The 24,883-nt window shown below is 47.5% G+C and carries 27 protein-coding genes; all 27 read left to right on the forward strand.

The features are described from left to right. The 27 genes from fliN (at position 1) to ccmI (ending at position 24,700) form a co-directional block, all read left to right on the forward strand. A complete protein-coding gene (gene fliN / locus L9Q39_RS04195; protein ID WP_237483871.1) occupies positions 1 to 411 on the forward strand; it encodes a flagellar motor switch protein FliN in 411 nt (136 codons plus the stop codon). Positions 412 to 424: 13 nt separating this feature from the next. Next, positions 425 to 895 carry a flagellar biosynthetic protein FliO gene (fliO, locus tag L9Q39_RS04200; protein WP_237483872.1) on the forward strand — a complete coding sequence of 157 codons (471 nt, stop codon included), beginning with the start codon at positions 425 to 427 and terminating at the stop codon, positions 893 to 895. Next, complete coding sequence (gene fliP / locus L9Q39_RS04205; protein WP_237483873.1) at positions 892 to 1,788, forward strand: flagellar type III secretion system pore protein FliP; 897 nt, start codon at positions 892 to 894, stop codon at positions 1,786 to 1,788. Before fliO ends, fliP begins: the two co-directional genes overlap by 4 nt. Positions 1,789 to 1,820: 32 nt before the next feature. After that, on the forward strand, positions 1,821 to 2,090 hold the full coding sequence (gene fliQ, locus L9Q39_RS04210; RefSeq protein WP_237483874.1) for a flagellar biosynthesis protein FliQ: 270 nt from the start codon (positions 1,821 to 1,823) through the stop codon (positions 2,088 to 2,090). Between the two features lie 21 nt (positions 2,091 to 2,111). Continuing rightward, entirely contained in the window at positions 2,112 to 2,894 is a 783-nt protein-coding gene (fliR, locus tag L9Q39_RS04215; protein ID WP_237483875.1) for a flagellar biosynthetic protein FliR, read from the forward strand. Positions 2,895 to 2,958: 64 nt separating this feature from the next. Beyond that, positions 2,959 to 4,089 (forward strand): flagellar biosynthesis protein FlhB, encoded by a 1,131-nt coding sequence (gene flhB, locus L9Q39_RS04220; RefSeq protein ID WP_237483876.1) that lies wholly within the window; start codon positions 2,959 to 2,961, stop codon positions 4,087 to 4,089. A gap of 197 nt (positions 4,090 to 4,286) precedes the next feature. Beyond that, on the forward strand, positions 4,287 to 6,389 hold the full coding sequence (flhA, locus tag L9Q39_RS04225) for a flagellar biosynthesis protein FlhA (protein ID WP_237483877.1): 2,103 nt from the start codon (positions 4,287 to 4,289) through the stop codon (positions 6,387 to 6,389). Positions 6,390 to 6,428: 39 nt separating this feature from the next. Then, positions 6,429 to 7,922 (forward strand): flagellar biosynthesis GTPase FlhF, encoded by a 1,494-nt coding sequence (flhF, locus tag L9Q39_RS04230; RefSeq protein WP_237483878.1) that lies wholly within the window; start codon positions 6,429 to 6,431, stop codon positions 7,920 to 7,922. Between the two features lie 12 nt (positions 7,923 to 7,934). After that, positions 7,935 to 8,822, forward strand: a complete 888-nt coding sequence (locus L9Q39_RS04235) for a MinD/ParA family protein (protein WP_237483879.1) — start codon at positions 7,935 to 7,937, stop codon at positions 8,820 to 8,822. Beyond that, complete coding sequence (locus L9Q39_RS04240; RefSeq protein WP_237483880.1) at positions 8,815 to 9,546, forward strand: RNA polymerase sigma factor FliA; 732 nt, start codon at positions 8,815 to 8,817, stop codon at positions 9,544 to 9,546. Before L9Q39_RS04235 ends, L9Q39_RS04240 begins: the two co-directional genes overlap by 8 nt. A gap of 45 nt (positions 9,547 to 9,591) precedes the next feature. Beyond that, a complete protein-coding gene (gene cheY, locus L9Q39_RS04245) occupies positions 9,592 to 9,960 on the forward strand; it encodes a chemotaxis response regulator CheY (RefSeq protein ID WP_237485499.1) in 369 nt (122 codons plus the stop codon). Positions 9,961 to 9,991: 31 nt separating this feature from the next. Next, a complete protein-coding gene (locus L9Q39_RS04250; protein WP_237483881.1) occupies positions 9,992 to 10,708 on the forward strand; it encodes a protein phosphatase CheZ in 717 nt (238 codons plus the stop codon). A 9-nt stretch (positions 10,709 to 10,717) separates the two neighbouring features. After that, the gene (locus L9Q39_RS04255) at positions 10,718 to 12,985 is read left to right on the forward strand and encodes a chemotaxis protein CheA (protein ID WP_237483882.1); all 2,268 of its coding nucleotides are present in this window, start codon (positions 10,718 to 10,720) and stop codon (positions 12,983 to 12,985) included. A gap of 11 nt (positions 12,986 to 12,996) precedes the next feature. Next, positions 12,997 to 14,097 (forward strand): protein-glutamate methylesterase/protein-glutamine glutaminase, encoded by a 1,101-nt coding sequence (locus L9Q39_RS04260; protein ID WP_237483883.1) that lies wholly within the window; start codon positions 12,997 to 12,999, stop codon positions 14,095 to 14,097. 2 nt (positions 14,098 to 14,099) lie between these two features. Next, positions 14,100 to 14,879: a ParA family protein gene (locus tag L9Q39_RS04265; RefSeq protein WP_237483884.1), complete on the forward strand. Its 780-nt coding sequence runs from the start codon at positions 14,100 to 14,102 to the stop codon at positions 14,877 to 14,879. Continuing rightward, complete coding sequence (locus L9Q39_RS04270; protein WP_237483885.1) at positions 14,869 to 16,170, forward strand: chemotaxis protein CheW; 1,302 nt, start codon at positions 14,869 to 14,871, stop codon at positions 16,168 to 16,170. Before L9Q39_RS04265 ends, L9Q39_RS04270 begins: the two co-directional genes overlap by 11 nt. Before the next feature lie 60 nt (positions 16,171 to 16,230). Continuing rightward, the gene (locus L9Q39_RS04275) at positions 16,231 to 16,725 is read left to right on the forward strand and encodes a chemotaxis protein CheW (RefSeq protein ID WP_237483886.1); all 495 of its coding nucleotides are present in this window, start codon (positions 16,231 to 16,233) and stop codon (positions 16,723 to 16,725) included. After that, on the forward strand, positions 16,725 to 17,228 hold the full coding sequence (locus tag L9Q39_RS04280) for a DUF2802 domain-containing protein (RefSeq protein ID WP_237483887.1): 504 nt from the start codon (positions 16,725 to 16,727) through the stop codon (positions 17,226 to 17,228). Before L9Q39_RS04275 ends, L9Q39_RS04280 begins: the two co-directional genes overlap by 1 nt. Before the next feature lie 389 nt (positions 17,229 to 17,617). After that, positions 17,618 to 18,235 (forward strand): cytochrome c biogenesis heme-transporting ATPase CcmA, encoded by a 618-nt coding sequence (gene ccmA / locus L9Q39_RS04285; RefSeq protein ID WP_237483888.1) that lies wholly within the window; start codon positions 17,618 to 17,620, stop codon positions 18,233 to 18,235. A gap of 2 nt (positions 18,236 to 18,237) precedes the next feature. After that, the gene (ccmB, locus tag L9Q39_RS04290; protein ID WP_237483889.1) at positions 18,238 to 18,906 is read left to right on the forward strand and encodes a heme exporter protein CcmB; all 669 of its coding nucleotides are present in this window, start codon (positions 18,238 to 18,240) and stop codon (positions 18,904 to 18,906) included. A 118-nt stretch (positions 18,907 to 19,024) separates the two neighbouring features. After that, a complete protein-coding gene (locus tag L9Q39_RS04295) occupies positions 19,025 to 19,789 on the forward strand; it encodes a heme ABC transporter permease (RefSeq protein WP_237483890.1) in 765 nt (254 codons plus the stop codon). Between the two features lie 5 nt (positions 19,790 to 19,794). After that, positions 19,795 to 20,001, forward strand: a complete 207-nt coding sequence (gene ccmD, locus L9Q39_RS04300; protein WP_237483891.1) for a heme exporter protein CcmD — start codon at positions 19,795 to 19,797, stop codon at positions 19,999 to 20,001. After that, positions 19,998 to 20,483 (forward strand): cytochrome c maturation protein CcmE, encoded by a 486-nt coding sequence (ccmE, locus tag L9Q39_RS04305; RefSeq protein ID WP_237483892.1) that lies wholly within the window; start codon positions 19,998 to 20,000, stop codon positions 20,481 to 20,483. Before ccmD ends, ccmE begins: the two co-directional genes overlap by 4 nt. After that, positions 20,480 to 22,444 carry a heme lyase CcmF/NrfE family subunit gene (locus tag L9Q39_RS04310; RefSeq protein ID WP_237483893.1) on the forward strand — a complete coding sequence of 655 codons (1,965 nt, stop codon included), beginning with the start codon at positions 20,480 to 20,482 and terminating at the stop codon, positions 22,442 to 22,444. Before ccmE ends, L9Q39_RS04310 begins: the two co-directional genes overlap by 4 nt. Further along, positions 22,441 to 23,010: a DsbE family thiol:disulfide interchange protein gene (locus L9Q39_RS04315; protein WP_237483894.1), complete on the forward strand. Its 570-nt coding sequence runs from the start codon at positions 22,441 to 22,443 to the stop codon at positions 23,008 to 23,010. Before L9Q39_RS04310 ends, L9Q39_RS04315 begins: the two co-directional genes overlap by 4 nt. After that, positions 23,007 to 23,489 carry a cytochrome c-type biogenesis protein gene (locus L9Q39_RS04320; RefSeq protein WP_237483895.1) on the forward strand — a complete coding sequence of 161 codons (483 nt, stop codon included), beginning with the start codon at positions 23,007 to 23,009 and terminating at the stop codon, positions 23,487 to 23,489. Before L9Q39_RS04315 ends, L9Q39_RS04320 begins: the two co-directional genes overlap by 4 nt. Then, a complete protein-coding gene (gene ccmI / locus L9Q39_RS04325; protein ID WP_237483896.1) occupies positions 23,486 to 24,700 on the forward strand; it encodes a c-type cytochrome biogenesis protein CcmI in 1,215 nt (404 codons plus the stop codon). Before L9Q39_RS04320 ends, ccmI begins: the two co-directional genes overlap by 4 nt. Positions 24,701 to 24,883 lie beyond the last annotated feature (183 nt).

Below are 24,883 nucleotides of genomic sequence, written 5' to 3' on the forward strand. Positions count from 1 at the left end.
ATGAGCATTAGTGATGACCAAAAACTGGCCGATGAATGGGCGGCGGCACTGGGTGAAGACCCGTTAGCACCTGAAATTGATGTCGATGATGTCTTGGCTGCGCCACTGGATGAACTCAAAGATTCATCATCGCCTATTTCCGAGGATGAGCGACGTAAGCTCGATACCATTATGGATATCCCAGTGACCATTTCGATGGAAGTTGGGCGTTCGCAAATCAGTATTCGTAACCTGTTGCAATTAAACCAAGGTTCGGTGGTTGAGCTTGACCGTATTGCCGGTGAGTCACTCGACGTTATGGTTAATGGCACCCTAATTGCGCACGGTGAAGTGGTTGTGGTGAACGACAAGTTTGGTATCCGACTCACGGATGTGATTAGCCAAACTGAACGAATTAAGAAACTGCGTTAATGGTGAAACGTTAATGGTAAACCATCGGTTATTTGGCATTTTTGCTGTCCTGCTATCCTCGTCGCCAGCGGCGTTTGCGGTCGAGAACACCTCGGTCTCCTCAACGGGCGCGTCACTGGATCTTGCGGCCACCCTCGGCGCTTTGCTGTTGGTGGTCGGTATTATTTTGGGACTGGCTTGGCTGTTAAAGCGAATGAAAGTCCCTGGCATGATGAACCAACAAGGTCTCAAGATTGTTCGTCAAATACCCGTGGGCACCAAAGAGCGTATCGCGATTGTGCAAGCGGGAGAGCAGCAGTTTTTAGTCGGCATTACGGCTCATAATATTCAACTTATCTCTGAATTAGATGAACCGATTGAAGCCAACACGCCCAACTCAGCCAATGCGCCTTTTGCCAGCCAGTCCTTTGCTAAACAGCCCTTTGCTAAACAGCTATCAAAGCTAATGAGTCAATCACAAAACAAAAAAGATAACCAAGCATGATAAAAGCGCTAAAAAACTGGATCATCACGCTGTCATTTTGCTTTGTCTCGCTTGTTTTTGCGCCCCTTGCTGTGGCCGAAATAGAAGCGAGCAGCGCGGTTACAACCACGGAAGCCGGATTGACGGCTAGTAATGTCACCACAAGCAATGTTACCACAAGCAGTGTCACCACGAGCAGTGAGTCAGGCTTATCCATTGCTGACAGCTTTGGCTCGGGTCCGGGTATTCCGGCCTTTAATATGAAGTCCAATCCAGACGGCAGCGAGGATTACTCCGTCAATCTACAGATTGTCGCCTTGATGACCATGCTGGGCTTCTTGCCTGCGCTGGTGATTTTGATGACGTCGTTTACCCGTATCGTGGTGGTGATGTCGATCTTGAGGCAAGCCATGGGTCTGCAACAGACGCCATCTAACCAAGTGATTATCGGTATCGCGCTGTTTTTGACGCTGTTTATTATGTCTCCAGTGATTGACCAAGTGAATGAGCAAGCAGTTCAACCTTACTTAAATGAACAGATCACCGCCAAGCAGGCGTTTGATACGGCGCAGCAGCCGATTCGCGCGTTTATGTTAAAGCAGACACGAGTGAAAGATTTAGAAACGTTCGTACAGATCTCGGGTTCTACGGTGCAGAATCCAGAAGATGTGTCGATGGCGGTGTTGATTCCGGCGTTTATTACCTCAGAGCTGAAAACCGCATTCCAGATTGGTTTTATGCTGTTTCTGCCATTCTTGATTATTGACTTGGTGGTGGCGTCGGTATTGATGGCGATGGGTATGATGATGTTGTCACCGATGATCGTCTCACTGCCGTTTAAACTCATGTTGTTTGTTCTCGTCGATGGGTGGAATTTGATACTTTCCACCCTCGCGGGCAGTTTTGCGCTCTAGCAAACTCCTCGATTCAAACCCAAAGGAATCCTATGACCCCTGAGTTGTTTGTAGAACTATTTCGAGATGCCCTGTGGATGGTGTTGATCTTGGTATGCGCTATCGTGATACCCAGTTTGCTGATTGGTTTAGTGGTCGCGGTGTTTCAGGCTGCCACCTCAATCAACGAACAAACACTGAGTTTCCTACCAAGGCTAGTGGTGACCTTATTGGCGCTGATGGCGTTTGCCCATTGGGGAACACAGATGATGATGGGGTTCTTCTATGAAATCATTGAACGTCTCCCTCTGATCCTTTGGTAACTCAGAGATTGGATTGACGCCATGGAATATCCTACCGATATTATATTGCAGTGGATAGCCAATTATTTTTGGCCGTATACGCGCATCTCCGCCATGCTGATGGTGATGTCGGTAACCGGCGCGAACTTTGTTCCAAGCCGTATCCGACTTTATCTCGGTTTGGCGCTTACATTGGCGGTTGCCCCCGTATTGCCTGCTATTCCTCAAGAGATTGAACTGTTCTCACTGCACGGTTTTTTGATCACCGCTGAACAGATTATTATCGGTGTCGCGATGGGAATGGTGACGGTGTTTATGGTTCAGACTTTCGTCATGTTGGGTCAGATTTTGGGTATGCAATCAAGCCTTGGCTTTGCCTCTATGGTCGATCCCGCCAACGGTCAAAATACGCCGGTGCTCGGTCAGTTATTTCTGTTCTTAACCACCATGTTCTTTTTAGCCACTGATGGTCATCTTAAAATGATTCAATTGGTTGTGATGAGCTTTTCTACTCTGCCCGTTGGAAGTGGCAACTTAAGTGCTATCGACTTTCGAGAGATGGCCGGTTGGTTGACCCAAATGTTCCAAATGGCACTGAATATGGCGTTATCTGGGGTTATCGCCCTGCTGACCGTTAACCTCTCTTTTGGGGTGATGACTCGAGCTGCCCCTCAGTTAAATATCTTTTCTCTGGGTTTTTCGTTTGCATTGTTGATTGGCTTGATGATTTGCTGGTACATCATGGCGGGCTTATACAGTCACTATCAAATCTACTGGTTAGACGTTGAGGATCAGGTGTGTCGCCTGATTGATTTGGCATGTTGATGGGGTATTTATGCTGATGGATTATTTATGCTAATCGCTTATCTACGGATTCTCGGAGGCAGTCATGGCTGAGTCTGACGGTCAAGAAAGAACCGAAGACGCCACCCCCCAGCGGTTAAAACAAGCCCGCGAAAAGGGTCAGGTGGCGCGATCCAAAGAGTTAGCCTCCGTGTCGGTACTGATTGTGGGGGCGCTTTCACTGATGATGTTGGGTGACGGTTTAGCAAAAGCGCTATTCAGTGCTATGGGGCGCATGTTTTCGCTCACTCGGGAAGAGATCTTCGATGTCAGTAGATTATTTGACGTGATATTGGGGACGCTATCGACCTTGTTATTTCCGCTGCTGCTGATTCTTATTGTGCTATTTATTGCGGCATTTATCGGGGCTGCTGGCTTAGGGGGGATTCAATTTTCCGCCGAGGCAGCAAGACCGAAATTGTCAAAAATGAATCCACTTAGCGGCTTAAAGCGCATGGTGGGCATGCAAAGCTGGGTAGAGCTGATCAAGTCGATTCTTAAAGTGTCCCTCGTCGCTGGGATGGCATTTTATCTGGTTAATGCCTCTAAAGCGGACCTGTTTCAGTTGAGCTTAGAGGTCTATCCGCAAAACATTTTTCACGCGTTGGATATCCTGCTTAATTTTATTTTGTTAATCAGCTGCACCTTGTTGATTGTGGTGGCGATTGATATTCCGTTTCAGATCTGGCAACACGCCAATCAATTGAAAATGACCAAGCAAGAGATCAAGGACGAGTACAAAGACACGGAAGGTAAACCGGAAGTGAAAGGTCGTATTCGTATGTTGCAGCGCGAGGCGGCACAGCGCCGAATGATGGCGGAAGTCCCAGAGGCGGATGTCATTATCACCAACCCAGAACACTTTTCTGTGGCGCTAAGATATAAACAGGGCCAAGACAAAGCACCGGTAGTAGTGGCAAAAGGCGTGGATCATATGGCGCTGAAAATTCGAGAAGTGGCAAGAGAGCATGATATTTATATTGTGCCATCTCCACCGCTGGCTCGTTCGCTTTATCATACCAGTGAACTGGAGCAGGAGATCCCCGATGGTCTGTTTGCGGCGGTGGCACAAATACTGGCGTATGTTTACCAACTTAAGCAGTACCGAAAAAAAGGCGGCGAGAGACCGAAGCTTCAAACCGAGCAAATCGTGATTCCGAAAGATATGAGGCATTGAGGTTTAGGTTTTAGGGGCTAGGAACTAGGGGCTAGGGGGGGATTTTGACCTTCTTGCGATTGGGCTGGGTTGTCAAATAATTGACATTATGATTTGGCTTAATAATTGCAATTATTAAATGTTAATTAAATCCAATGCTATTAAATGCTCTGCGAAGCGCTATTTAAATTGGCGTATTGCTTTACAGTGATGTTGTAATGAAACTAAGCTTACCGTTTACTAATAAACTCCCGTTTCTGTCTGGACGCTCTCTGCCTGCTATAGGCGCGCCAGTGATGGTGCTTGCCGCCTTAGCGATGATCGTGTTACCGATCCCGGCAATTCTGCTCGACCTGTTTTTTACCTTTAACATCGCTTTGGCGATGGTGGTGCTGTTGGTGTCGATCTATACCCGTCGCCCATTGGATTTCGCCGCCTTTCCTACCGTTTTGCTTGTTGCGACACTGCTCCGTTTGGCGCTAAACGTTGCCTCGACTCGTGTGGTGTTACTTTATGGTCACGAGGGCGGCTCTGCAGCGGGTAACGTTATCGAAGCGTTTGGTAACGTGGTGATTGGCGGTAACTACGCCGTTGGTTTGATTGTGTTTCTGATCTTGATGATCATCAACTTCGTGGTTGTGACCAAGGGTGCGGGACGTATTTCTGAGGTAAGTGCACGATTTACCCTTGATGCTTTACCGGGTAAACAGATGGCAATTGATGCCGACTTAAATGCTGGCTTGATCGACCAAGAGCAAGCACGGACTCGACGCTTTGAAGTCACCAAAGAGGCGGACTTCTACGGTTCGATGGACGGTGCGTCTAAGTTTGTTAAAGGCGATGCCATCGCCGGTATCTTGATCCTGTTCCTAAACATCATCGGTGGTTTGAGCATTGGTATGATGCAGTTCTCACTGGGTTTTGGTGAGGCGATTGAAATCTACACCTTGCTGACGATCGGTGATGGTCTGGTGGCTCAGATCCCATCATTGCTACTGTCGATTGCCGCAGCCATTATGGTGACGCGTCAAAATACTGACGAAGATATGGGGCAGCAGTTAGTCTTTCAACTTTTTGACAATCCAAAAGCGCTGACCATTACCGCAGGCATTCTTCTGGTGATGGGTTTGGTTCCCGGAATGCCACACTTTGCTTTCCTGTTGCTTGCCGCGATGGCAGGAGGCGGTGCGTATTGGCTGCATAAGAAGCAAGCCAAAAAAGAGCAACAAGCTTCTTTACCCGCTGAAATTAGTGGTGGCAACGAAGCCAGTAACAAACCGAAAGAGCTTTCTTGGGACGATGTGCAACCTGTCGATGTGATTGGTCTTGAGGTAGGTTATCGGTTAATTCCATTGGTCGATAAAGATCAGGGTGGGGAGTTGCTTGAGCGTGTGAAAGGCGTGCGTAAGAAGTTGTCCCAAGACTTTGGCTTTCTTATTCCGGCAGTGCATATTCGCGATAACTTAGAGCTGACACCCAATTCATACCGCATCACTTTGATGGGTGTCGCGGTGGGTGAGGCTGAAATTCGACCAGACCAAGAGTTAGCGATTAACCCAGGTCAAGTCTATGGTCTGATTGATGGGGAACAAACCATTGACCCAGCGTTTGGGCTAGAGGCGGTTTGGATTCAAGAGTCACAGCGTGAACATGCACAGGCGCTAGGCTATACCGTGGTTGATTCCTCGACCGTGCTGGCGACGCACCTGAGCCAACTTCTCACCAACAATGCTTCACAGCTTCTTGGTCATGAAGAGGTACAAAACCTATTGGAGCTATTGGGTCGCTCTGCACCAAAATTGGTGGAAGACTTTGTGCCTGAACAACTGTCTCTGGGTGTGGTAGTAAAAGTACTCCAGAACCTGCTTAACGAAGCGATTCCAATTCGAGATATACGGACTATCGTACAGACGCTGGCTGAATATTCCTCTAAGAGTCAAGAACCTGACGTTTTAACGGCAGCTGTTCGTATTGCATTAAAACGACTAATTGTTCAGGAAATCAATGGTATAGAGCCAGAACTGCCGGTGATTACCTTGATACCGGAGCTGGAACAAATATTGCATCAAACTATGCAAGCATCAGGTGGTGAATCCACAGGTATTGAGCCGGGCTTAGCGGAAAGACTACAAGCATCACTGACTCAAGCGACACAAGAGCAAGAACTGAAAGGTGAAGCGGCAGTATTACTCACATCGGGCGTGTTGCGTTCGACCTTAGCAAGGTTTGTGAAAAATACCATACCAAACCTGAGGGTTCTCTCCTATCAAGAGATACCTGATGAGAAACAGATACGAATTGTACAAGCTGTCGGCAATTAACTTGGCCAAGAATAGCGGTATAACTAACGGGTATAACAGTTGAAAATTAAACGATTTTTTGCCAGAGACATGAGACAAGCTCTGCTTCAAGTTAAAGAAGAACTTGGGGCGGATGCGGTGATCATGTCAAATAAAAAAGTGGCCGGTGGTGTAGAAATCGTGGCAGCGGTGGATGGCGACAATGCCCAGTCAGCACCTACCCAGATGAGTGCATCTCCAAGTCGCACCAACCTTGCGGTAAGCTCGAATCAGCACGATCCGCGTCAACTAAAAGATGACCGAGTCAATCTGCAGTCTTCAAGGGGTCAGGAAACGGCAACAATGACCGACCGTTTTGCGAATCTGTTGAAAAACTATCGCTCTGCACCGAGTCAAGAGACGCGAGATAAGCCTATTGCTCCGGATTCACTGTCTGCACTATTAGAGCGTCAGTCAGAGCGTGCCAGTTCGGTGCAAAAGGGGTATCAAAACAGTGACCGATACCAGTATGCCAGCGAAAATCGTGATACCTCATCCCGTTTGAGTAGCCCATCTCGATATGCGTCTGATGATCAACGCGAGGCATCAAGACGCAGTGTTGGCGGCAATGGCGGCAAACAAGATGGCAAAATCAATGAAGAATTGGAGGCGATGAAAGAAGATATGTCTTCGATTCGTCGTCTTTTAGAGCACCAAGTCTCTGGGTTAATGTGGCAAGAAGTTGAGCGTCGAGAACCGCTAAGAGCGATGTTGATCAAACGATTAGAACGCATGGGCATCTCGCCAGAACTTGCCGACCAAATGGCCTGTTATATCCCAGAAGAAACCCCCCCTCAAAAAGCATGGAAAGCCTTGCTATCTCTAGTCTCTGATCAAATTGTTATCAGCAAGCAAGACCTGCTTAAAAAGGGAGGCATTGTCGCTTTATTAGGTCCAACCGGAGTCGGTAAAACCACGACAGTCGCCAAGCTTGCCGCTCGTGCAGCGATGGAGTATGGATCGGACAATGTCGCACTGGTTACCACGGATACTTATCGTATCGGTGCTCATGAACAACTTTCGATTTACGGCAGAATTATGGGTTGTCCTGTAAGAGTTGCTAAAGATTCTGAAGAGTTGGCCGATATTCTTTATCAGTTAAGAAATCGACGCCTAGTTTTAATAGATACAGCGGGTATGGGGCAAAGAGATGTGCGCCTATCCGAGCAGTTGGATACCTTGATGCAAGACACGGGAGATGTCATTAACAGCTACTTGGTTTTACCAGCCACTGCTCAAAGGCAGGTATTGCAGGAAACGTTAGATCATTTTAGACGTATTCCTTTGTCCGGATGCATTATGACCAAGCTTGATGAGTCATTAAGCTTGGGTGAGTTTATCAGTGTAGTGGTGCAAAATTCACTGCCGGTAACTTACATCGCAAATGGTCAACGCGTACCAGAAGATATTGTGATCGCTCAGCCCAAATATATGGTCGCCAAAGCGAACGATTTACTAGAAAAGTCGACAGAAAATGAACCCCACTTCTGGAACAGCGATATGGAGGGGGTTTAGGTGCAAGTTAAAATGACAAATAACATGATACAAGACCAAGCGAGTGGCCTAAGACGATTAACTCAGCCTACGTCTACGAAGGTAATCTCTGTAACCGGAGGCAAAGGCGGCGTTGGTAAATCAAACGTCACTCTTGGCTTGGCAATTTGTATGGCGCGCCAAGGTAAGAAAGTGATGGTGCTTGATGCTGACCTTGGTCTAGCAAATGTCGACGTTATGTTAGGTATCCGTCCTAAGAAAAACTTAGGCCATGTGTTGGCGGGTGAGTGTGAGCTTAGAGACGCGATAGTGGAAGGACCTCATGGGATCAGAATTATCCCAGCCACTTCAGGCACACAAAGTATGACCGAATTGAGCCATGCTCAACATATGGGTTTAATTCGTGCATTTGGTAGCCTTGAAGAAGAAATGGATCTGCTGTTAATTGATACCGCAGCGGGTATTTCGGACATGGTCGTGAGCTTTTCTCGTGCAGCACAAGATGTGGTTGTTGTGGTGTGTGATGAACCTACATCAATTACCGATGCTTATGCTTTGATTAAATTGCTGAGCCGTGAACATCAAGTTCAGCGCTTCAAAGTCGTGGCTAATATGGTTCGCAGCTACCGTGAGGGGCGTGAATTATTTACAAAATTGACATTAGTCACAGAACGCTTTCTCAATGTGAGTCTGGAGCTTGTTGCATGTATCCCTTTAGATGATAAAGTGCGACAAGCAGTGAAGAGACAAAAAATTGTTGTGGATGCATTTCCACGTTCACCGGCGGCAATGGCGCTCAATTCATTGGCAAATAAAGCCTTGACTTGGCCAATACCGAAAGTACCCAGTGGACACTTAGAATTTTTTGTTGAAAGGCTACTAAATCGACCTTCAGTCACAGAGGAACCGTTTAGTGAATAAAGCTTTGACCTACGACCAAAATGCTAAAGTGAACGGTCAGCAAGCTTTTCTTGAGAAATACTCAGTGCTGGTGAAGCGTATTGCTCACCACCTGATAGGTCGGCTGCCACCGAACGTGTTGGTAGAAGACCTCATTCAAGCTGGCATGATTGGCCTGATAGAAGCACAAAAAAACTACGATGGTAGCAAGGGGGCGAGTTTTGAAACCTACGCAGGTATCAGGATTCGTGGCGCCATGCTAGACGATATTCGTCGTGGTGATTGGGTGCCGCGGTCGGTGCACAAACACAGCCGCGAAATTACCCAAGCGATAGGCGCATTGGAAGTTGAGCTTAATCGAGATCCCACGGATGTCGAAGTCGCCAATTACCTGCAAATGAGCTTGGAACAGTATCACCGAGCGTTAACCGACATTAACTGCTCTAGGTTGGTGGGTATCGAGGATTTGGGCGTGTCCGAAGACTCTGTTGGCTCATCGACTGAAGAAGAAAATTCACCATTTCAGGGTGTCGCAGATGAAGCTTTCCGTGAAGCGTTAATAGAATCAATAAAATCGCTTCCTGAGCGCGAAGCGCTCACGCTATCCCTGTATTATGATGAAGAATTAAATTTGAAGGAGATTGGTGAAATATTAGGTGTCAGCGAGTCTCGTGTCAGCCAAATATTAAGTCAATCAATGCAGCGTCTTCGAACCAAGCTTAGTGCTTGGACTGAGAATAATTAATAAACACTGATTTCGCTTTCAGTGGAGGCAATTTTGAATAAAAACATGAAAATCCTTATTGTTGACGACTTTTCAACAATGCGACGTATTGTCAAAAACCTTTTGCGCGACTTGGGCTTTAGTAATACACAAGAAGCCGATGATGGTTTAACTGCCTTACCTATGCTCAAGAAAGGCGAATTCGACTTTGTAGTGACTGACTGGAACATGCCTGGTATGCAAGGTATCGATCTGTTGCGTCATATTCGTGCTGACGAAGAACTGAGACATCTACCCGTATTGATGATCACAGCGGAAGCAAAGCGCGAGCAGATTATCGAAGCGGCACAAGCGGGTGTAAACGGCTATATCGTTAAGCCATTTACCGCAGCCACACTAAAAGAAAAATTAGATAAAATTTTTGAACGCTTATAAGCGTTCTTTATAGCAAAGCGGCTATATCAGAATGATTTCATTGGAACAAGCTAAGCAACTTGTTGAATTGCTCGAAAATGAGCAGCAACAAGAAGCAAATGAATTGGTCATGTCACTCCAAAGCGACGGTGATGTCCGCCTGCTGAATGAGGTGGGTGAGCTAACTCGAGACTTACACAATGCGTTAACAGAGTTCAGTGTTGATACTCGCATTAACGAAATTGCTAAAGACGAGATGCCAGAAGCTCGCGATCGCCTTGAGTATGTGATCAATAAGACCGAAGTCTCGGCAAATACGACGATGGACGCAGTTGAAAGGTGTATGCCAATGGCAGACAACCTTCATAACGGCCTGCTACAAGTTCGCCCACATTGGAATGAACTGATGCATGGACGACTTGAATTGCAACAATTTAAATCACTGTGTCACAGTATAGACAGTCTGTTATGCCAAGTGGAAGGCGACAGCACCGAAGTTCGATCTCAGCTAACCAATATTTTAATGGCGCAGGATTTTCAAGATTTGACGGGTCAGATTATTCGTCGTGTGATTTCACTTGTGAGCGAAGTGGAAGACCGTTTAGTCGAGATCTTGAGACTGTTCAGTGAAGAACAACAAACAATAACAACGAAACCAAAACAAGCACCAACCGGCGCAGAGGGGCCAATTATTAACCCCCATGAGCGCGTTGATGCGGTGTCTTCGCAAGACGAAGTCGATGATTTGCTTTCAAGTCTTGGGTTTTAAGGGTGTACTATGAGCTACGATTTAGATGAAGAGATCCTACAGGACTTTCTTGTAGAAGCAGGAGAGATTCTCGAATTACTGTCCGAACAGCTGGTTGAACTGGAAAACAGTCCTGGCGATAAAGACCTTCTAAATGCCATCTTCCGAGGCTTCCATACTGTCAAAGGTGGAGCTGGGTTCCTTTCGCTTACCGAGCTTGTGGATACCTGTCACGGTGCTGAGAACGTATTCGATATATTACGAAACGGTCAACGTACTCTTGACTCCAGCTTAATGGATACCATGCTTCGTGCATTGGACACCATCAATGTTCAGTTCCAAGCGGTACAAAATACGCAGCCTATTGAGCCAGCGGCTCAAGACCTTTTGGATGAACTGCACCGTCTAAGTCAGCCGGAAACGGCGGAAGAGAAAGCTCAAGCGTCAGCACCTGTTCAACCCGCTGTTGAAGCGGAACCCATCGTTGCAGTCGATACCATTGTTTCAGTAGAGCCTAAAGCGGAGTCTACGCAAGTCAGCCAAGGCAATTCGATTGACGATATTACTCAAGATGAGTTTGAACGCTTGCTTGATGAATTGCATGGCAAAGGCTCCAGCCCTAGTTCAAGTAAACCACAGCCAACCGCCGCGGTTGAACCTGCAAAACCAGCCGTCGTCGAGCCGTCAGACCTAAGCTCAAGTGATATCACCGATGATGAGTTTGAAAAGTTACTCGATCAATTACATGGTGTTGGTAAAGGTCCATCCGATGGCGACTTTACGTCTGCTGCAAATGAATCGGTCGTGGAAGAAAAACCGGCACAGCCAGCCGCTAGCGCACCAGAGATCAAGCCAACCGGCGATCTGATGACTGATGAGGAGTTCGAAAAGCTTCTTGATGAACTTCATGGTGTGGGCAATGGTCCAAGTCCTGAAGAACTGGAAGCCGCCACGCAGCCAAAAGCTAGCCTAGCAGAAACGACGCCAGCCAAAGCAGTGACAGCTCAACCTGTAGTCGCAGCGCCTCAGGCGGCACCCGCGCCAGTTTCAGCGACTCAAGAACAAGCCGTGCCTGCGGTCAAAGCAGAAGCAAAAGCCCCTGCGATTAAAAAACCACAACCCGATACCACCGTGCGTGTGGATACTTCCACCCTAGATACCATTATGAATATGGTCGGTGAGTTGGTATTGGTTCGTAACCGTTTGGTGAGCCTTGGGTTAAATAGCAACGATGAAGAGATGTCGAAAGCGGTATCAAACCTCGATGTGGTCACCGCTGACCTACAAGGTGCGGTGATGAAAACCCGCATGCAACCGATTAAAAAGGTCTTTGGTCGATTCCCGCGTGTTATTCGCGATTTGGCACGAAACCTCAAGAAAGACATTGTGTTAGAGATGCAAGGTGAAGAGACGGATCTGGATAAGAACCTCGTTGAAGCACTTGCCGATCCATTGATTCACTTGGTCCGTAACTCGGTTGACCATGGTATTGAAATGCCGGACGTTCGTGAGCAAGCCGGTAAATCCAGAACGGGTAAAGTGATTCTCTCTGCATCGCAAGAAGGGGATCATATCGAACTGGCTATCATCGACGATGGCGGCGGTATGGACCCAGAAAAACTGCGTGCGATTGCCGTTAAACGCGGCATGATGGACGAAGACGCGGCCTCTCGTTTAACCGATAAAGAGTGTTTCAACCTTATCTTTATGCCGGGCTTCTCAAGTAAAGAGCAGATCTCTGACATTTCGGGGCGTGGCGTGGGTATGGACGTGGTCAACACTGCGATTAACGCGCTGAATGGTTCTATTGATATCGACTCAGAGCTGGGTAAAGGCACCAAGATCATCATCAAGGTACCACTGACTCTCGCCATTCTACCGACCCTAATGGTGGGCGTAGGTGGCAATCCATTTGCGCTACCATTGGCAAGTGTTAACGAAATATTCCATCTTGATCTATCACGCACCAACGTGGTCGATGGTCAGCTGACGATTATCGTTCGCGATAAATCATTACCTCTGTTCTATTTACAGAACTGGCTTGCTCCGCAACTTGGGCAAGTTGAAGTACGCCAAGGTCACGGTCATGTGGTCATTGTACAAATTGGTAGTCAGCGCGTCGGTTTTGTTGTTGATACCCTGATTGGTCAAGAAGAAGTTGTGATTAAACCACTGGATAACCTATTGCAAGGTACACCGGGTATGGCAGGCGCGACGATCACCAGTGATGGTCATATCGCCCTAATCCTTGATGTGCCCGATCTGCTGAAGCAGTATGCAGCAGCATCGCGAGTGTAATAGGGGACTCTATGTCGATAAAAGTTTTGGTGGTAGACGACTCAAGTTTCTTTCGTCGTCGTGTCAGTGACATTATCAATGCTGCGCCACGTTTGGAAGTGATCGACGTGGCGGTCAATGGCAAAGAAGCGGTAGAGAAAGCGCTATCGCTCAAGCCTGATGTCATCACGATGGATATTGAAATGCCCGTTATGGATGGCATTACTGCCGTTCGTGAAATTATGGGCAAGCGTCCAACGCCTATTCTAATGTTTTCCTCGCTCACCCATGAGGGTGCTAAAGCGACACTCGATGCGTTGGAAGCGGGTGCATTAGACTTTCTTCCTAAGAAGTTTGAAGATATCGCCCGTAATAAAGACGAAGCGGTCTCTTTGTTGCAACAGCGAGTTCAGCAAATCGCAAGTCGTCGCGCTTTTATGCGTCGTCCGCTGACGCCTCCGCGTCCAGTAGCAAAGGTCGCAGACAGTTCGATAACACTCGGTGTGAAACCAAGAATCGCGACAGATACCCCCGCTCGCTTTAGAGCGAGTGGCAAAAGCTATCAGTTAACGGCGATTGGTACGTCAACCGGTGGACCGGTTGCGCTGCAGCAGATCCTGACCAAGTTACCGGCAAACTATCCTCATCCTATCGTGTTGATTCAACATATGCCCGCAACCTTTACTGCCGCGTTTGCTGCACGTTTAAACACACTATGCCAAATTGGTGTTAAAGAGGCGGCAGATGGTGATGTGTTAAAACCGGGTGTTGCCTATTTGGCGCCGGGTGGTATGCAGATGATGATCGAAGGGCGACCGGGTTCGGCCAAAATTCGTATCATTGATGGCGGTGAGCGCATGAATTATAAGCCCTGTGTTGATGTGACTTTTGGCTCAGCGGCAAAAGTGTATCAAGATAAAGTATTGTCGATGGTGTTGACCGGGATGGGTGCCGATGGTCGCGAAGGCGCGCGTATGCTGAAAAATGCTGGCGCCACCATTTGGGCGCAAGATGAAGAAAGTTGTGTGGTGTACGGTATGCCGCAAGCTGTCACTAAAGCGGGACTATCAACCGAAAGCCTGCCTTTGGATCGCATCGCTGAGCGTATCTTGGTTGAGTTGAAGAGGCAGTAACCATGATTGTTTGGAGTGTTGCAAACCAAAAGGGTGGTGTCGGTAAGACCACAACCACCGTAACACTGGCGGGCTTGTTAAGTCAGAAAGGGCATCGCGTTTTGCTGATCGATACCGATCCTCATGCTTCGTTGACCACCTATTTAGGGATGGACTCGGATCAGCTAGAGAAAAGCCTATTCGATCTATTTCAACTGACGGAATTTACCGATAGTCGAGTGAAATCACTGATTCATTCCACTCACTTGGACAATATCGACATCCTCCCCGCCCATATGTCGCTGGCAACCCTTGACCGCGTCATGGGCAACCGCAGCGGTATGGGGTTGATCCTCAAACGAGCGTTACTGACCCTGAGAGAGGATTACGACTACGTGTTAATTGATTGTCCACCGATACTCGGTGTGATGATGGTCAACGCATTGGCGGCCAGTGATCGTATCTTGATACCGGTACAAACCGAATTCTTAGCCATGAAAGGGCTAGAGCGTATGGTTCGCACCCTTTCTATTATGCAGAAGTCTCGTCAGCGTCCCTTTAAAGTGACGATTGTTCCAACGATGTACGACAAACGTACACGGGCATCACTACAGACTTTGACGCAATTGAAACAAGATTATCCAACGCAAGTGTGGAGCTCGGCGGTTCCTATCGACACCAAGTTTCGTGATGCCAGTCTTAAACATATGCCAGCCTCTCACTTTGCCGCAGGCAGTCGAGGGGTCTTTGCGTATAAGCAACTGTTGATTTATTTAGAGAGGCTAACACTTGATGAAGGGTGATACTTCTCCTCTTTCTAGTGAACAAGCGCTTGATGACTATTTTTCAGCTCTGCTATCACTTGAGGAGCCTCAAGAGCAGCAGGACGATAATGAGGATTTAAGCCTTGAGTTATCTGAACTGGAAAGTGAATCTTGCACGATTGAAACCCGTGAACTTGACTCCTCAGCGGGAGAGTCAGCGCCACTGGACGAAAACCATTGTGATGACCCAGACGATGAATCGCTAGCGTCTTGTGACGCTGTTTTGTCTTATGAAGCTGTTTCGTCTTATAAAGCATTGCCTCAAGAAGCGTCATCTCAAGAGTCATTACCTGATGAAGAGTGGTCAACTGAGGCTGATCAGTTAAATGATATTCAGGAGACAGCGGAGCCACAAAAGGAGAGTTCGTTTGAATCCGGTGCTGAGTTAGCCAATGATATCGAGTCAGATCCCTATTTAGCGCAACGACAATTGATGAATACTCAACCGCTTGCTCAGACAGAGTTGGCGGAAATCGATCAGTTACCGGATCTCGACAATCTAGAGAAATTGTTTAGTGGTCTGCAAGCTCAGATAGACAGTGAAGTCGATATCGCAGAGGTCCAAATTGACACCGCAGTGGCAACCATTGTGGAACCTGATGTCGACGAAGCGGAGCAAGAAATACAAGCTTGGGACATCGAATTTGAGAACCAAGTCGAGCAGCAATCAACCGTTTTTGAAGCTAGCTCAACCGTCGCGTTAAATCCGGAACCTGACACTAAAGACCCATTAGAATCCGCCGATATAGAGCCAGAAGCCGTTTCTGTTTCTGAGTTAAGTGAAGGCAACGGTGGTGCTAAAGTGTGGCAAAACGGTGAGCGTGACCAAGCGTTTCAAGTGCTTTACTTTGACGTCAATGGTGTCACTTTTGCTGTACCGTTGGATGAGTTAGGCGGTATTCATCAGTTAACGTCGCTCAGCCATCTTATCGGGCGTCCCGCTTGGTACTTAGGGTTACAAACCAGTCGAGACGATAAACTTGATGTGGTGGATACCGCGATGTGGGCGATGTCAGATGTCTTAACAGGCGAAGAGTATAAAGACGCTTACGAATATGTGGTGATGCTAGGTGAGAGCCAATGGGGTCTTGCTTGTACCGCACTAAAAGGAACAGAAATGCTCACCTCGGACAAGATCCGTTGGCGAGAAACCGCAGGTAAGCGTCCGTGGCTTGCCGGCATGGTAAAAGAACAAATGTGTGCCTTGGTTCATGTGTCAGAACTTATCGGTATGCTTAACGCTGGCTTAGATGTTAAGTCGGTACAATAACAAAATTAATATACAGGCAGTTGCAATCGTAACCGCGCTACTGAAATTGAGAGGAAAACTATGTCTCAAACGATGGATGTCGAATTAAGAAAAGATCAGAGCAATGACGAAGTTCTGCAATGGGTGACTTTCCAGTTAGAGGAAGAGACCTATGGCATCAACGTTATGCAGGTTCGCGAAGTGCTGCGCTATACTGAAATTGCGCCAGTACCGGGTGCGCCAGATTATGTGCTAGGTATTATTAACCTTCGTGGCAACGTTGTGACCGTGATTGATACTCGCGCTCGCTTCGGTTTGATGGGCGGTGAAATCACCGATAATACCCGTATCATCGTTATTGAATCTGAGCGCCAAGTGATTGGTATTCTGGTCGATAGTGTTGCTGAAGTGGTGTATCTACGCTCTTCTGAGATTGATACCACGCCAAGCGTAGGCACAGACGAAAGCTCGAAGTTTATCCAAGGCGTGAGCAATCGTGAAGGCAAACTATTGATTCTTGTAGACTTGAACAAACTGCTCTCTGAAGATGAGTGGGATGAGATGGCTTATCTATAATGACTGATGTTGCTATTTGGCAATCGCCACTGGTTATTGGACTGGTGGTGTTTGCTGTTATCTTGTTTGTGTGGTTAATCAAAGTGCATCGCGCTTTGAATCTCCACAAAAATACGGTGCGTCAACAAAAACGACAGCAAGAGAAAGAACTCGAAAACTGCAATAAGCAGCTACTTGAAGTTCGCTCGGTATTGGTGGGCTTGGGTCAAAAAGTGACTGAGCAAGAGGATATTATCCGCCACCTCAATGAGCGTATTCGCGAGTTGGAAAATGTCGATAATGACGGACGCTTGTATACCCGTGCAAATAAGATGGTGAAACTGGGCGCAGACCTAGAGGAATTGATTGAAGAATGCGAACTGCCAAAAGCAGAAGCGGAACTCATGATGTCTCTGCAAGCCAAGATCGCCGGCAAAGAGAAAGTTCCCCCGCTGTATAAATCACAGCAAGCGCCAAGTAGGCCTGTTCGGGGCGGCTATCCGCCAAATAAACGCAGCCGCTGATTAAAAATGGCGCCAAACGTTCAACGTTGGCGCCATTTTTTACCCACCAAAACGCCTTTCATTGCTTTATCTATAAACCAAGCAAACCTCTATCTACAAACCAAGCAAATCTCTCAGAACCTCGCATCTTGAGGTCGTTTTGGGGGGATTCCATCATGTTATCGTCGAGTTATCGTTTAGTTACTAAGCCATAAGAAGTGCGGCGGGATTGATGGTGGAAAAAATGAAAAAATATGAATAAAACTACTACTTTAGTGTTATTTGCCTAAAGTTGAGAACAGGACGTTAAAGCTTGTTACCAAGTTTCGTGACAATTGCGCAAACATTCTTGTTTCGCCGACAATTAGCTATGTTAAACTGTGCCTCCAATCGAGACAGTATGTAAGTGAATGTTAGAAGTAAATCAGTTAACTGCGATACGTGATGACCGTGTGCTATTCAGCGAACTTTCGTTTTCGTTGCATGCTGGCGATCTGGTGCAAATTGAGGGTCGAAACGGTACGGGTAAAACCACTCTAATGCGTATCATTGCTGGTCTTGGTGATAAAGAATCCGGAGAAGTAAGTTGGTGCGGTGAACCCGTCAGCGCCAATCGTGACAATTTCCATCAGTCATTACTTTTCATCGGTCACCTTACTGGCGTTAAGCGTGAACTGACCGCGTATGAAAATCTGCGCTTCTCTCAATCCATTAATAAAAAACAGACGGATAAAGAAGCCATCTACGATGCGCTTACCAAAGTAGGCTTAGCGGGCAAAGAAGATATTCCGGTTGCGCAACTGTCTGCTGGTCAGCAACGTCGAGTTGCGTTGGCGCGCCTTTGGTTGAGTGAACAGACCTTATGGATTTTGGATGAACCGCTAACTGCTATTGATAAACAGGGCGTGAAAGTGTTGGAGCAGCTGTTTCTATCTCACACCGCTAAAGGTGGCATTATATTGCTGACGACACACCAAGATATGCTGTCTGAGCATCCTAAACTGAAAAAGATTAAGTTGGGGGACTAAGCATGTTGTCAATCATGATGCAGATCATCCAGCGAGAATTGCTTATCGCCTACCGCAGACAGGCGGATGTTTTTAACCCGTTATGGTTTTTCATCATTGTCATTACACTTTTTCCTCTAAGCATCGGTCCTGAGCCAAATCTGTTGGCGCGCATTTCTGCGGGCATCGTTTGGGTGGCGGCTTTGCTTTCAGCGCTATTATCACTAGAGCGCCTGTTTAGAGATGACTATCAAGATGGCGCGCTTGAGCAGATGATGCTGATGCCGATTCCGTTGCAACTGGTTGTGATCGCCAAAGTGATTGCTCACTGGTTATTGACTGGCTTGCCTCTGATTATTATTAGCCCATTATTGGCGATTTTGCTGTCACTCGATTTTGCTACTTGGAGTGCCGTTGTCCTGACGCTGTTGGTCGGCACCCCAACCCTGAGTTTTCTTGGTGCGATCGGTGTCGCATTGACGGTCGGACTTTCCAAAGGCGGTGTATTGTTAAGCCTATTAGTGCTGCCCTTGTATATTCCGATACTCATCTTTGCCACGTCGGCAATTGATGCGGCGAGTTTAGGTGTTGCGTATAACGGTCAACTGGCTATTTTGGGCGCAATGTTGGCGGGTGCGGCAACACTGACACCTTTTGCGATAGCGGCTTCGCTAAGAGTTAGTGTTAACTAACAGTAATTTGGTATTAACTAACAATGAGTTAGGTCTACACTATAACAGGGAATGTTTTTGATTATTTGAGGGAAGCGCCCTCAAAGTAACCGAATGTTGTAATAGAGTGAGAATCACTATGTGGAAATGGCTCCACCCTTACGCAAAACCTGAAACCAGTTACCAACTATGTGGAAAGCTTTTACCTTGGTTTGCGGTCTTATCATTTATCACCCTTGTCACGGGCACGATTTGGGGACTGGCGTACGCCCCGGCTGACTATCAGCAAGGGGATAGCTTTAGAATTATCTATATCCATGTGCCGTCTGCGATTTGGTCGATGGGCGCTTATATGTCGATGGCGATTGCAGCGCTGATTGGTCTGGTTTGGCAGATCCGCTTATCCAGTATGGCTGCGCTGGCGATGGCGCCGATTGGTGCGGTGTTTACCTTTATTGCATTGATTACCGGTGCGGTGTGGGGCAAACCGATGTGGGGCGCTTGGTGGGTGTGGGACGCGCGTCTGACCTCTGAGCTGATTTTGCTGTTTTTGTACTTAGGGGTGATTGCCTTATATCACGCTTTTGATGATCAAAAAACCGCAGCGAAAGCCGCCGGTATCCTTGCCATTGTCGGTGTGATTAATTTACCGATCATTCACTTCTCAGTCGAGTGGTGGAACACATTGCACCAAGGGGCAACGATCACTAAATTTGCTAAGCCGTCGATTTCCAATGATATGTTGTGGCCGTTGTTGCTCAATATTATCGGCTTTGCGCTATTTTTCGGCGCGGTAACGATGCTGCGTCTGCGCAATGAAATTATCAGCAAAGAGAGCCATCGCCCTTGGGTGATTGAAATGGCAACAGGACAAACCCTATCCAAGCAAGGCAATGAGAGGTAGTAAACATGCACTTTGATTCTTTCTCAGATTTTGTTGCCATGGGCGGCTATGCCACTTATGTTTGGAGCGCGTTTGGCATCACATTGTTGGCGATGATATTGCTACTTATTAGTAGCCTACGTCGTAAAAGTAAACTGCTACAAGAGATCCGTAATCGAATCGACCGACAAGCTCGTATCGACGCGGCGAAAAAAATGGAGAACACGCTATGAACCCAAGACGTAAAAAAAGGTTAGGGGTGATTCTGGCTATTTTTATTGGTGTGAGTGCGACGGTTGGGTTGGTGTTGTATGCCCTCAATCAGAATATGGACCTTTTCTATACCCCAACCGAGTTGGTCAATGGCAAACCGGGTAGCGGCAAACCTGAGATCGGCCAGCGTCTGCGCATCGGCGGTATGGTGGTCGCGGGCTCGGTGAAACGTGACTCTGAATCACTGCGCGTGAGCTTTGATCTTGCCGATGTGGGACCGAAAGTTACCATCGTTTATGACGGTATCCTGCCGGACTTGTTCCGCGAGGGGCAGGGCATTGTGGCACAAGGCAAGCTGATCGCCGCCGATCAGATTGAAGCGTTTGAGGTTCTGGCGAAGCATGACGAAGAATACATGCCACCGGAAGTCGCGGAAGCGATGAAGAAGACGCACGAGCCGTTGCAATATTCTACAGAACAGAAACAAGGAAGCGGTCAATGATTGCTGAAATTGGTCACTTTGCACTGATACTCTCGCTGAGTCTATCGGTGCTGCTAAGTTTGCTGCCTATCGTCGGCGCATCGAAAAACAACACCATGCTAATGAACTCCGCAAGGCCTTTAGCGTGGGGTATGTTTTTGATGCTATTGCTGTCGTTCCTGATTTTAGAGTGGTCGTTTTATGTCAATGACTTTACCCTGACTTACGTGGCGAGCAACTCCAACAGCCAACTGCCATGGTACTATCGTTTGACCGCCGTTTGGGGAGCTCATGAAGGCTCGCTATTGCTTTGGGTGTTGATTCAAGCCGGATGGACAGTCGCCGTGGCGACGTTTAGTCGCGGTATGCCACAAGAATCCGTCGCCCGTGTGTTGGCGGTCATGGGGTGGATCACGGTGGGCTTCCTACTGTTTATCATTTTGACCTCAAACCCATTCTTACGCACGCTGCCTTATTTCCCAGTTGATGGTCGCGATCTCAATCCGTTGCTGCAAGATCCGGGGCTGATTATTCACCCACCGATGCTGTACATGGGCTATGTTGGTTTTTCGGTCGCGTTCTCGTTTGCCATCGCTTCATTAATGTCGGGTCGTTTGGATACCGCTTGGGCGCGCTGGTCAAGACCTTGGACGACTGCGGCGTGGGTATTTCTAACGCTGGGTATTGCGTTGGGCTCTTGGTGGGCTTACTACGAATTGGGCTGGGGCGGCTGGTGGTTCTGGGATCCAGTAGAAAACGCCTCCTTTATGCCTTGGTTGGCTGGTATGGCATTAATGCACTCATTGGCGGTCACCGAAAAGCGCGGCACCTTTAAAGCTTGGACTGTACTGCTGGCGATCTCGGCGTTCTCGCTCAGTTTGCTCGGTACCTTCTTAGTGCGTTCCGGTATTTTGGTTTCCGTTCACGCCTTTGCTTCCGATCCTGCACGCGGCATGTTTATTCTGGCGTTCTTGGTGGCGGTGATTGGTGGTTCGTTACTGCTGTTCGCTGTTAAGGGTGCGTCGGTGCGTGCCCGTGGTAACTTTGACCTTATCTCGCGCGAAAATGCGCTGTTAGCCAATAACGTGATTCTGATTGCCGCTTTAATGGTGGTGCTGATTGGTACACTGCTGCCTCTCGTTCATAAACAGATTGGTTTGGGTTCGGTGTCGATTGGTGCGCCATTCTTCAATATGCTGTTTACTTGGTTAATGGTGCCGTTTGCCTTTATTTTGGGTATTGGTCCACTGATCAGATGGAAACGCGACAATCTCTCTAAGTTAGCCAAACCGATGTTGGTATCCGGTATCGTTTCCTTAGTGTTGTCGGCGCTGTTTGTGGTTCTGCTATCAGAACACTTTACTGGTATGGCTTTCCTTGGCTGGCTAATGGCAATGTGGATTATCACCATGCATGGCTTTGAGCTTTACCAACGCGCTACGCACCGACATTCGTTTGCTGAAGGTATTAAGAAATTGCCGCGCAGTCACTGGGCGATGATGCTGGGTCATATCGGTCTTGCCGTGTCGGTGATTGGTATTGCGATGGTGCAGAACTACAGCATTGAACGTGATGTTCGACTGGCACCGGGTGAGCATTATCAGATCCACGATTATGACTTCTACTTCAAAGGTCTGAGAGATAAAGATGGTCCGAACTATGACGGCTATATCGCAGACTTTGAGATCACCAAAGATGGCAAGTACGTCAACACGCTACATGCGGAAAAACGTTTCTATCGAACCGCTAAGTCAATGATGACGGAAGCGGCGATTGACCGCGGCGTAACGCGTGATTTGTATATCGCCATGGGTGAGCGTTTAGATGACGGTAAATCATGGGCCGTGCGCATCTACCACAAACCGTTTGTACGCTGGATCTGGTTGGGTGCGTTGTTGATGTCCATCGGTGGTCTACTGGCGATGAGTGATAAACGCTACCGTTTCCGAAAACAAAAAGATAATAATCAGGAGTCAGCATGAGTAAGAAGCTCCTATTCATCCCACTGGTGCTGTTTTTGCTTTTGGTGGTGGTGTTTGCTGTGCAGCTTGGTAAAAACCAATCCGGTGATGATCCGACCAAACTGGAATCGGTGTTGATTGGAAAAACGGTGCCAGAGTTTCGCCTAGAAGATCTCGCGGAACCGGGAAAATTGTATAGCCAAGACGTGTTCGTGGGTCAACCTTTACTGCTCAATGTCTGGGCAACCTGGTGCCCGACTTGTTACGCAGAGCATCAATACCTCAATGAGTTAGCGGCGCAAGGGGTGAAAATCATCGGCTTGAATTACAAAGATGATCGCAATAAAGCCGTGCGCTGGCTTAACGACTTGGGTAATCCTTATTTGATTAGCCTGTTTGACGGCAATGGAATGTTGGGTTTGGACTTAGGGGTTTATGGTGCGCCAGAAACATTTCTGATCGATAGCAGTGGCGTTATTCGCTACCGTCATGTCGGCGACGTCAACGACCGTAACTGGAAACAGACCTTAGAGCCAATGTATCAGTCTATGTTGCAACAGACCGAGCAGCAGGAGAGCCAACAATGAGAAGCTTAATCGCCTTTATTGCCACTATTCTGCTTGCCGTGTCGGTGCATGCCGCGATTGAATTCCATGAGTTCGAAAGCCTAGAACAGGAACAGCAGTTTAAAGAGTTAAGTAACACCTTGCGCTGCCCTAAGTGTCAAAACAATACCATTGGCGACTCCAATGCCCCTTTGGCTCAGGACTTACGCCAAAAAGTGTATGAGATGACCAAAGATGGCAAGTCGAAGCAAGATATCATTGACTATATGATTGCTCGCTATGGCAACTTTGTGACCTACAACCCGCCATTTACCGTAGCGACGGCGATTCTTTGGTTAGGACCGTTAACGGTCGTGGTGATTGGCTTTACGCTGATAGTCATCAGAAGCCGCAATAATAAAGTGAAGCCAGCGGCAGAAGCGGACGGTTGGAGCGAAGAAAAAGAAGCCAAACTGAATGCACTGTTAAAAGACCAAAATACGGGAGATAAGCCACAATGACAGTTTTTTGGTTGTCCACAATTGGGCTTGTTGTACTCGCGGTATTCTTACTTTGGTACATCATTAGTGACTCGAAAACCAACCATGATGACGCCTTGCGTGATGAATTGAACAAGGCTCTGTATCAGGATCGCTTAGAAGAGTTATCAGAGGAAGCCAATGAGGGCTTGGTAGATAACCAGCAAGACCTTGAGCAAGATCTGAAACAGTCTCTGCTAGATGATATTCCTGAACAGACGCAGCGTCAGCAAACTCGGATCTCTTCTAAAGCTGTGCTGATGCTATCGACGGTACTGATCGTCGTGCTGAGTTACGGTATGTATTGGTACTTTGGGGGTTTGAACAAGGTTCAACACTGGCAAGAAGTGAGTTCCAATCTACCGGAACTCTCTAAAAAGCTGATGCCGGGCTCAAACGAACCGCTGACTGACGACGAAATGCAGGATCTAACGTTGGCACTGCGTACTCAGTTACATTATAAGCCCAATGATTCAACCGGATGGATGTTACTTGGTCGTATCGCAATCGCGAATAGAAATGTGACCACCGCGATTGATGCAATGGAGAAGGCGTATCGTCTCAAGTCAGACGATGGCGACATTAAATTGGGTTATGCTCAAGCTTTAATGATGTCTCAAGAAGAGATGGATCAGAATCAGGCTCGTTCACTGTTAACCAGTTTAATGCAAGAAGAGTATGTTGATATTCGCGTGTTTTCGCTACTCGCTTTTGATGCGTTTGAGAGTGAAGATTATCCTTCCGCGATCAAGTATTGGTCGGTCATGCAACGCATGGTTGGTCCAGAGGATGCTCGATTTGAGATGCTAGGAAAGAGTATTGCCAATGCTCAAGAGCGTATGAAAGGGTCTGTTGTGCCGGGTCAGGCTGTGGCAGTGACTATTTCATTGTCTGCTGATGTGGTTGCGGATAATAATGCGAGCTTAATAGTCTCTGTCCATACCGCCGATGGGTCACCGATGCCCATTGCAGCAGCACGTTATCCGCTTGGAAGCTTTCCAAGAACCGTGGTCTTGGACGATAACAATAGCATGATTGAAGCGCGTAAATTATCGAGCCTGACGGACATTATGGTACGTGTGCGCTTAGATAGCGATGGCAATGTGACGACTAAACAAGGCGATTGGTACGGCGAGAGCCAGCCTGCTAAATTAGGCGATACTGTCGATGTGCTTGTCGATAAACAATATTAATTGAGTTGTATATGACCCGTACAGTGATGCTGTGCGGGTTTTTTTATACGCCCTTGCTATTTATCACTTTGATTTATGGCTAATTTACCTTAACGTAATGGGCTGAATACAAGATATTCGATTTATATTGGACAATCGGATATAAAGTTTGGATATATGAGTTTCATATATAAAGTAGCGTAG

The sequence above is a fragment of the Vibrio hippocampi genome, from assembly GCF_921292975.1.
Lineage (GTDB): Bacteria > Pseudomonadota > Gammaproteobacteria > Enterobacterales > Vibrionaceae > Vibrio > Vibrio hippocampi.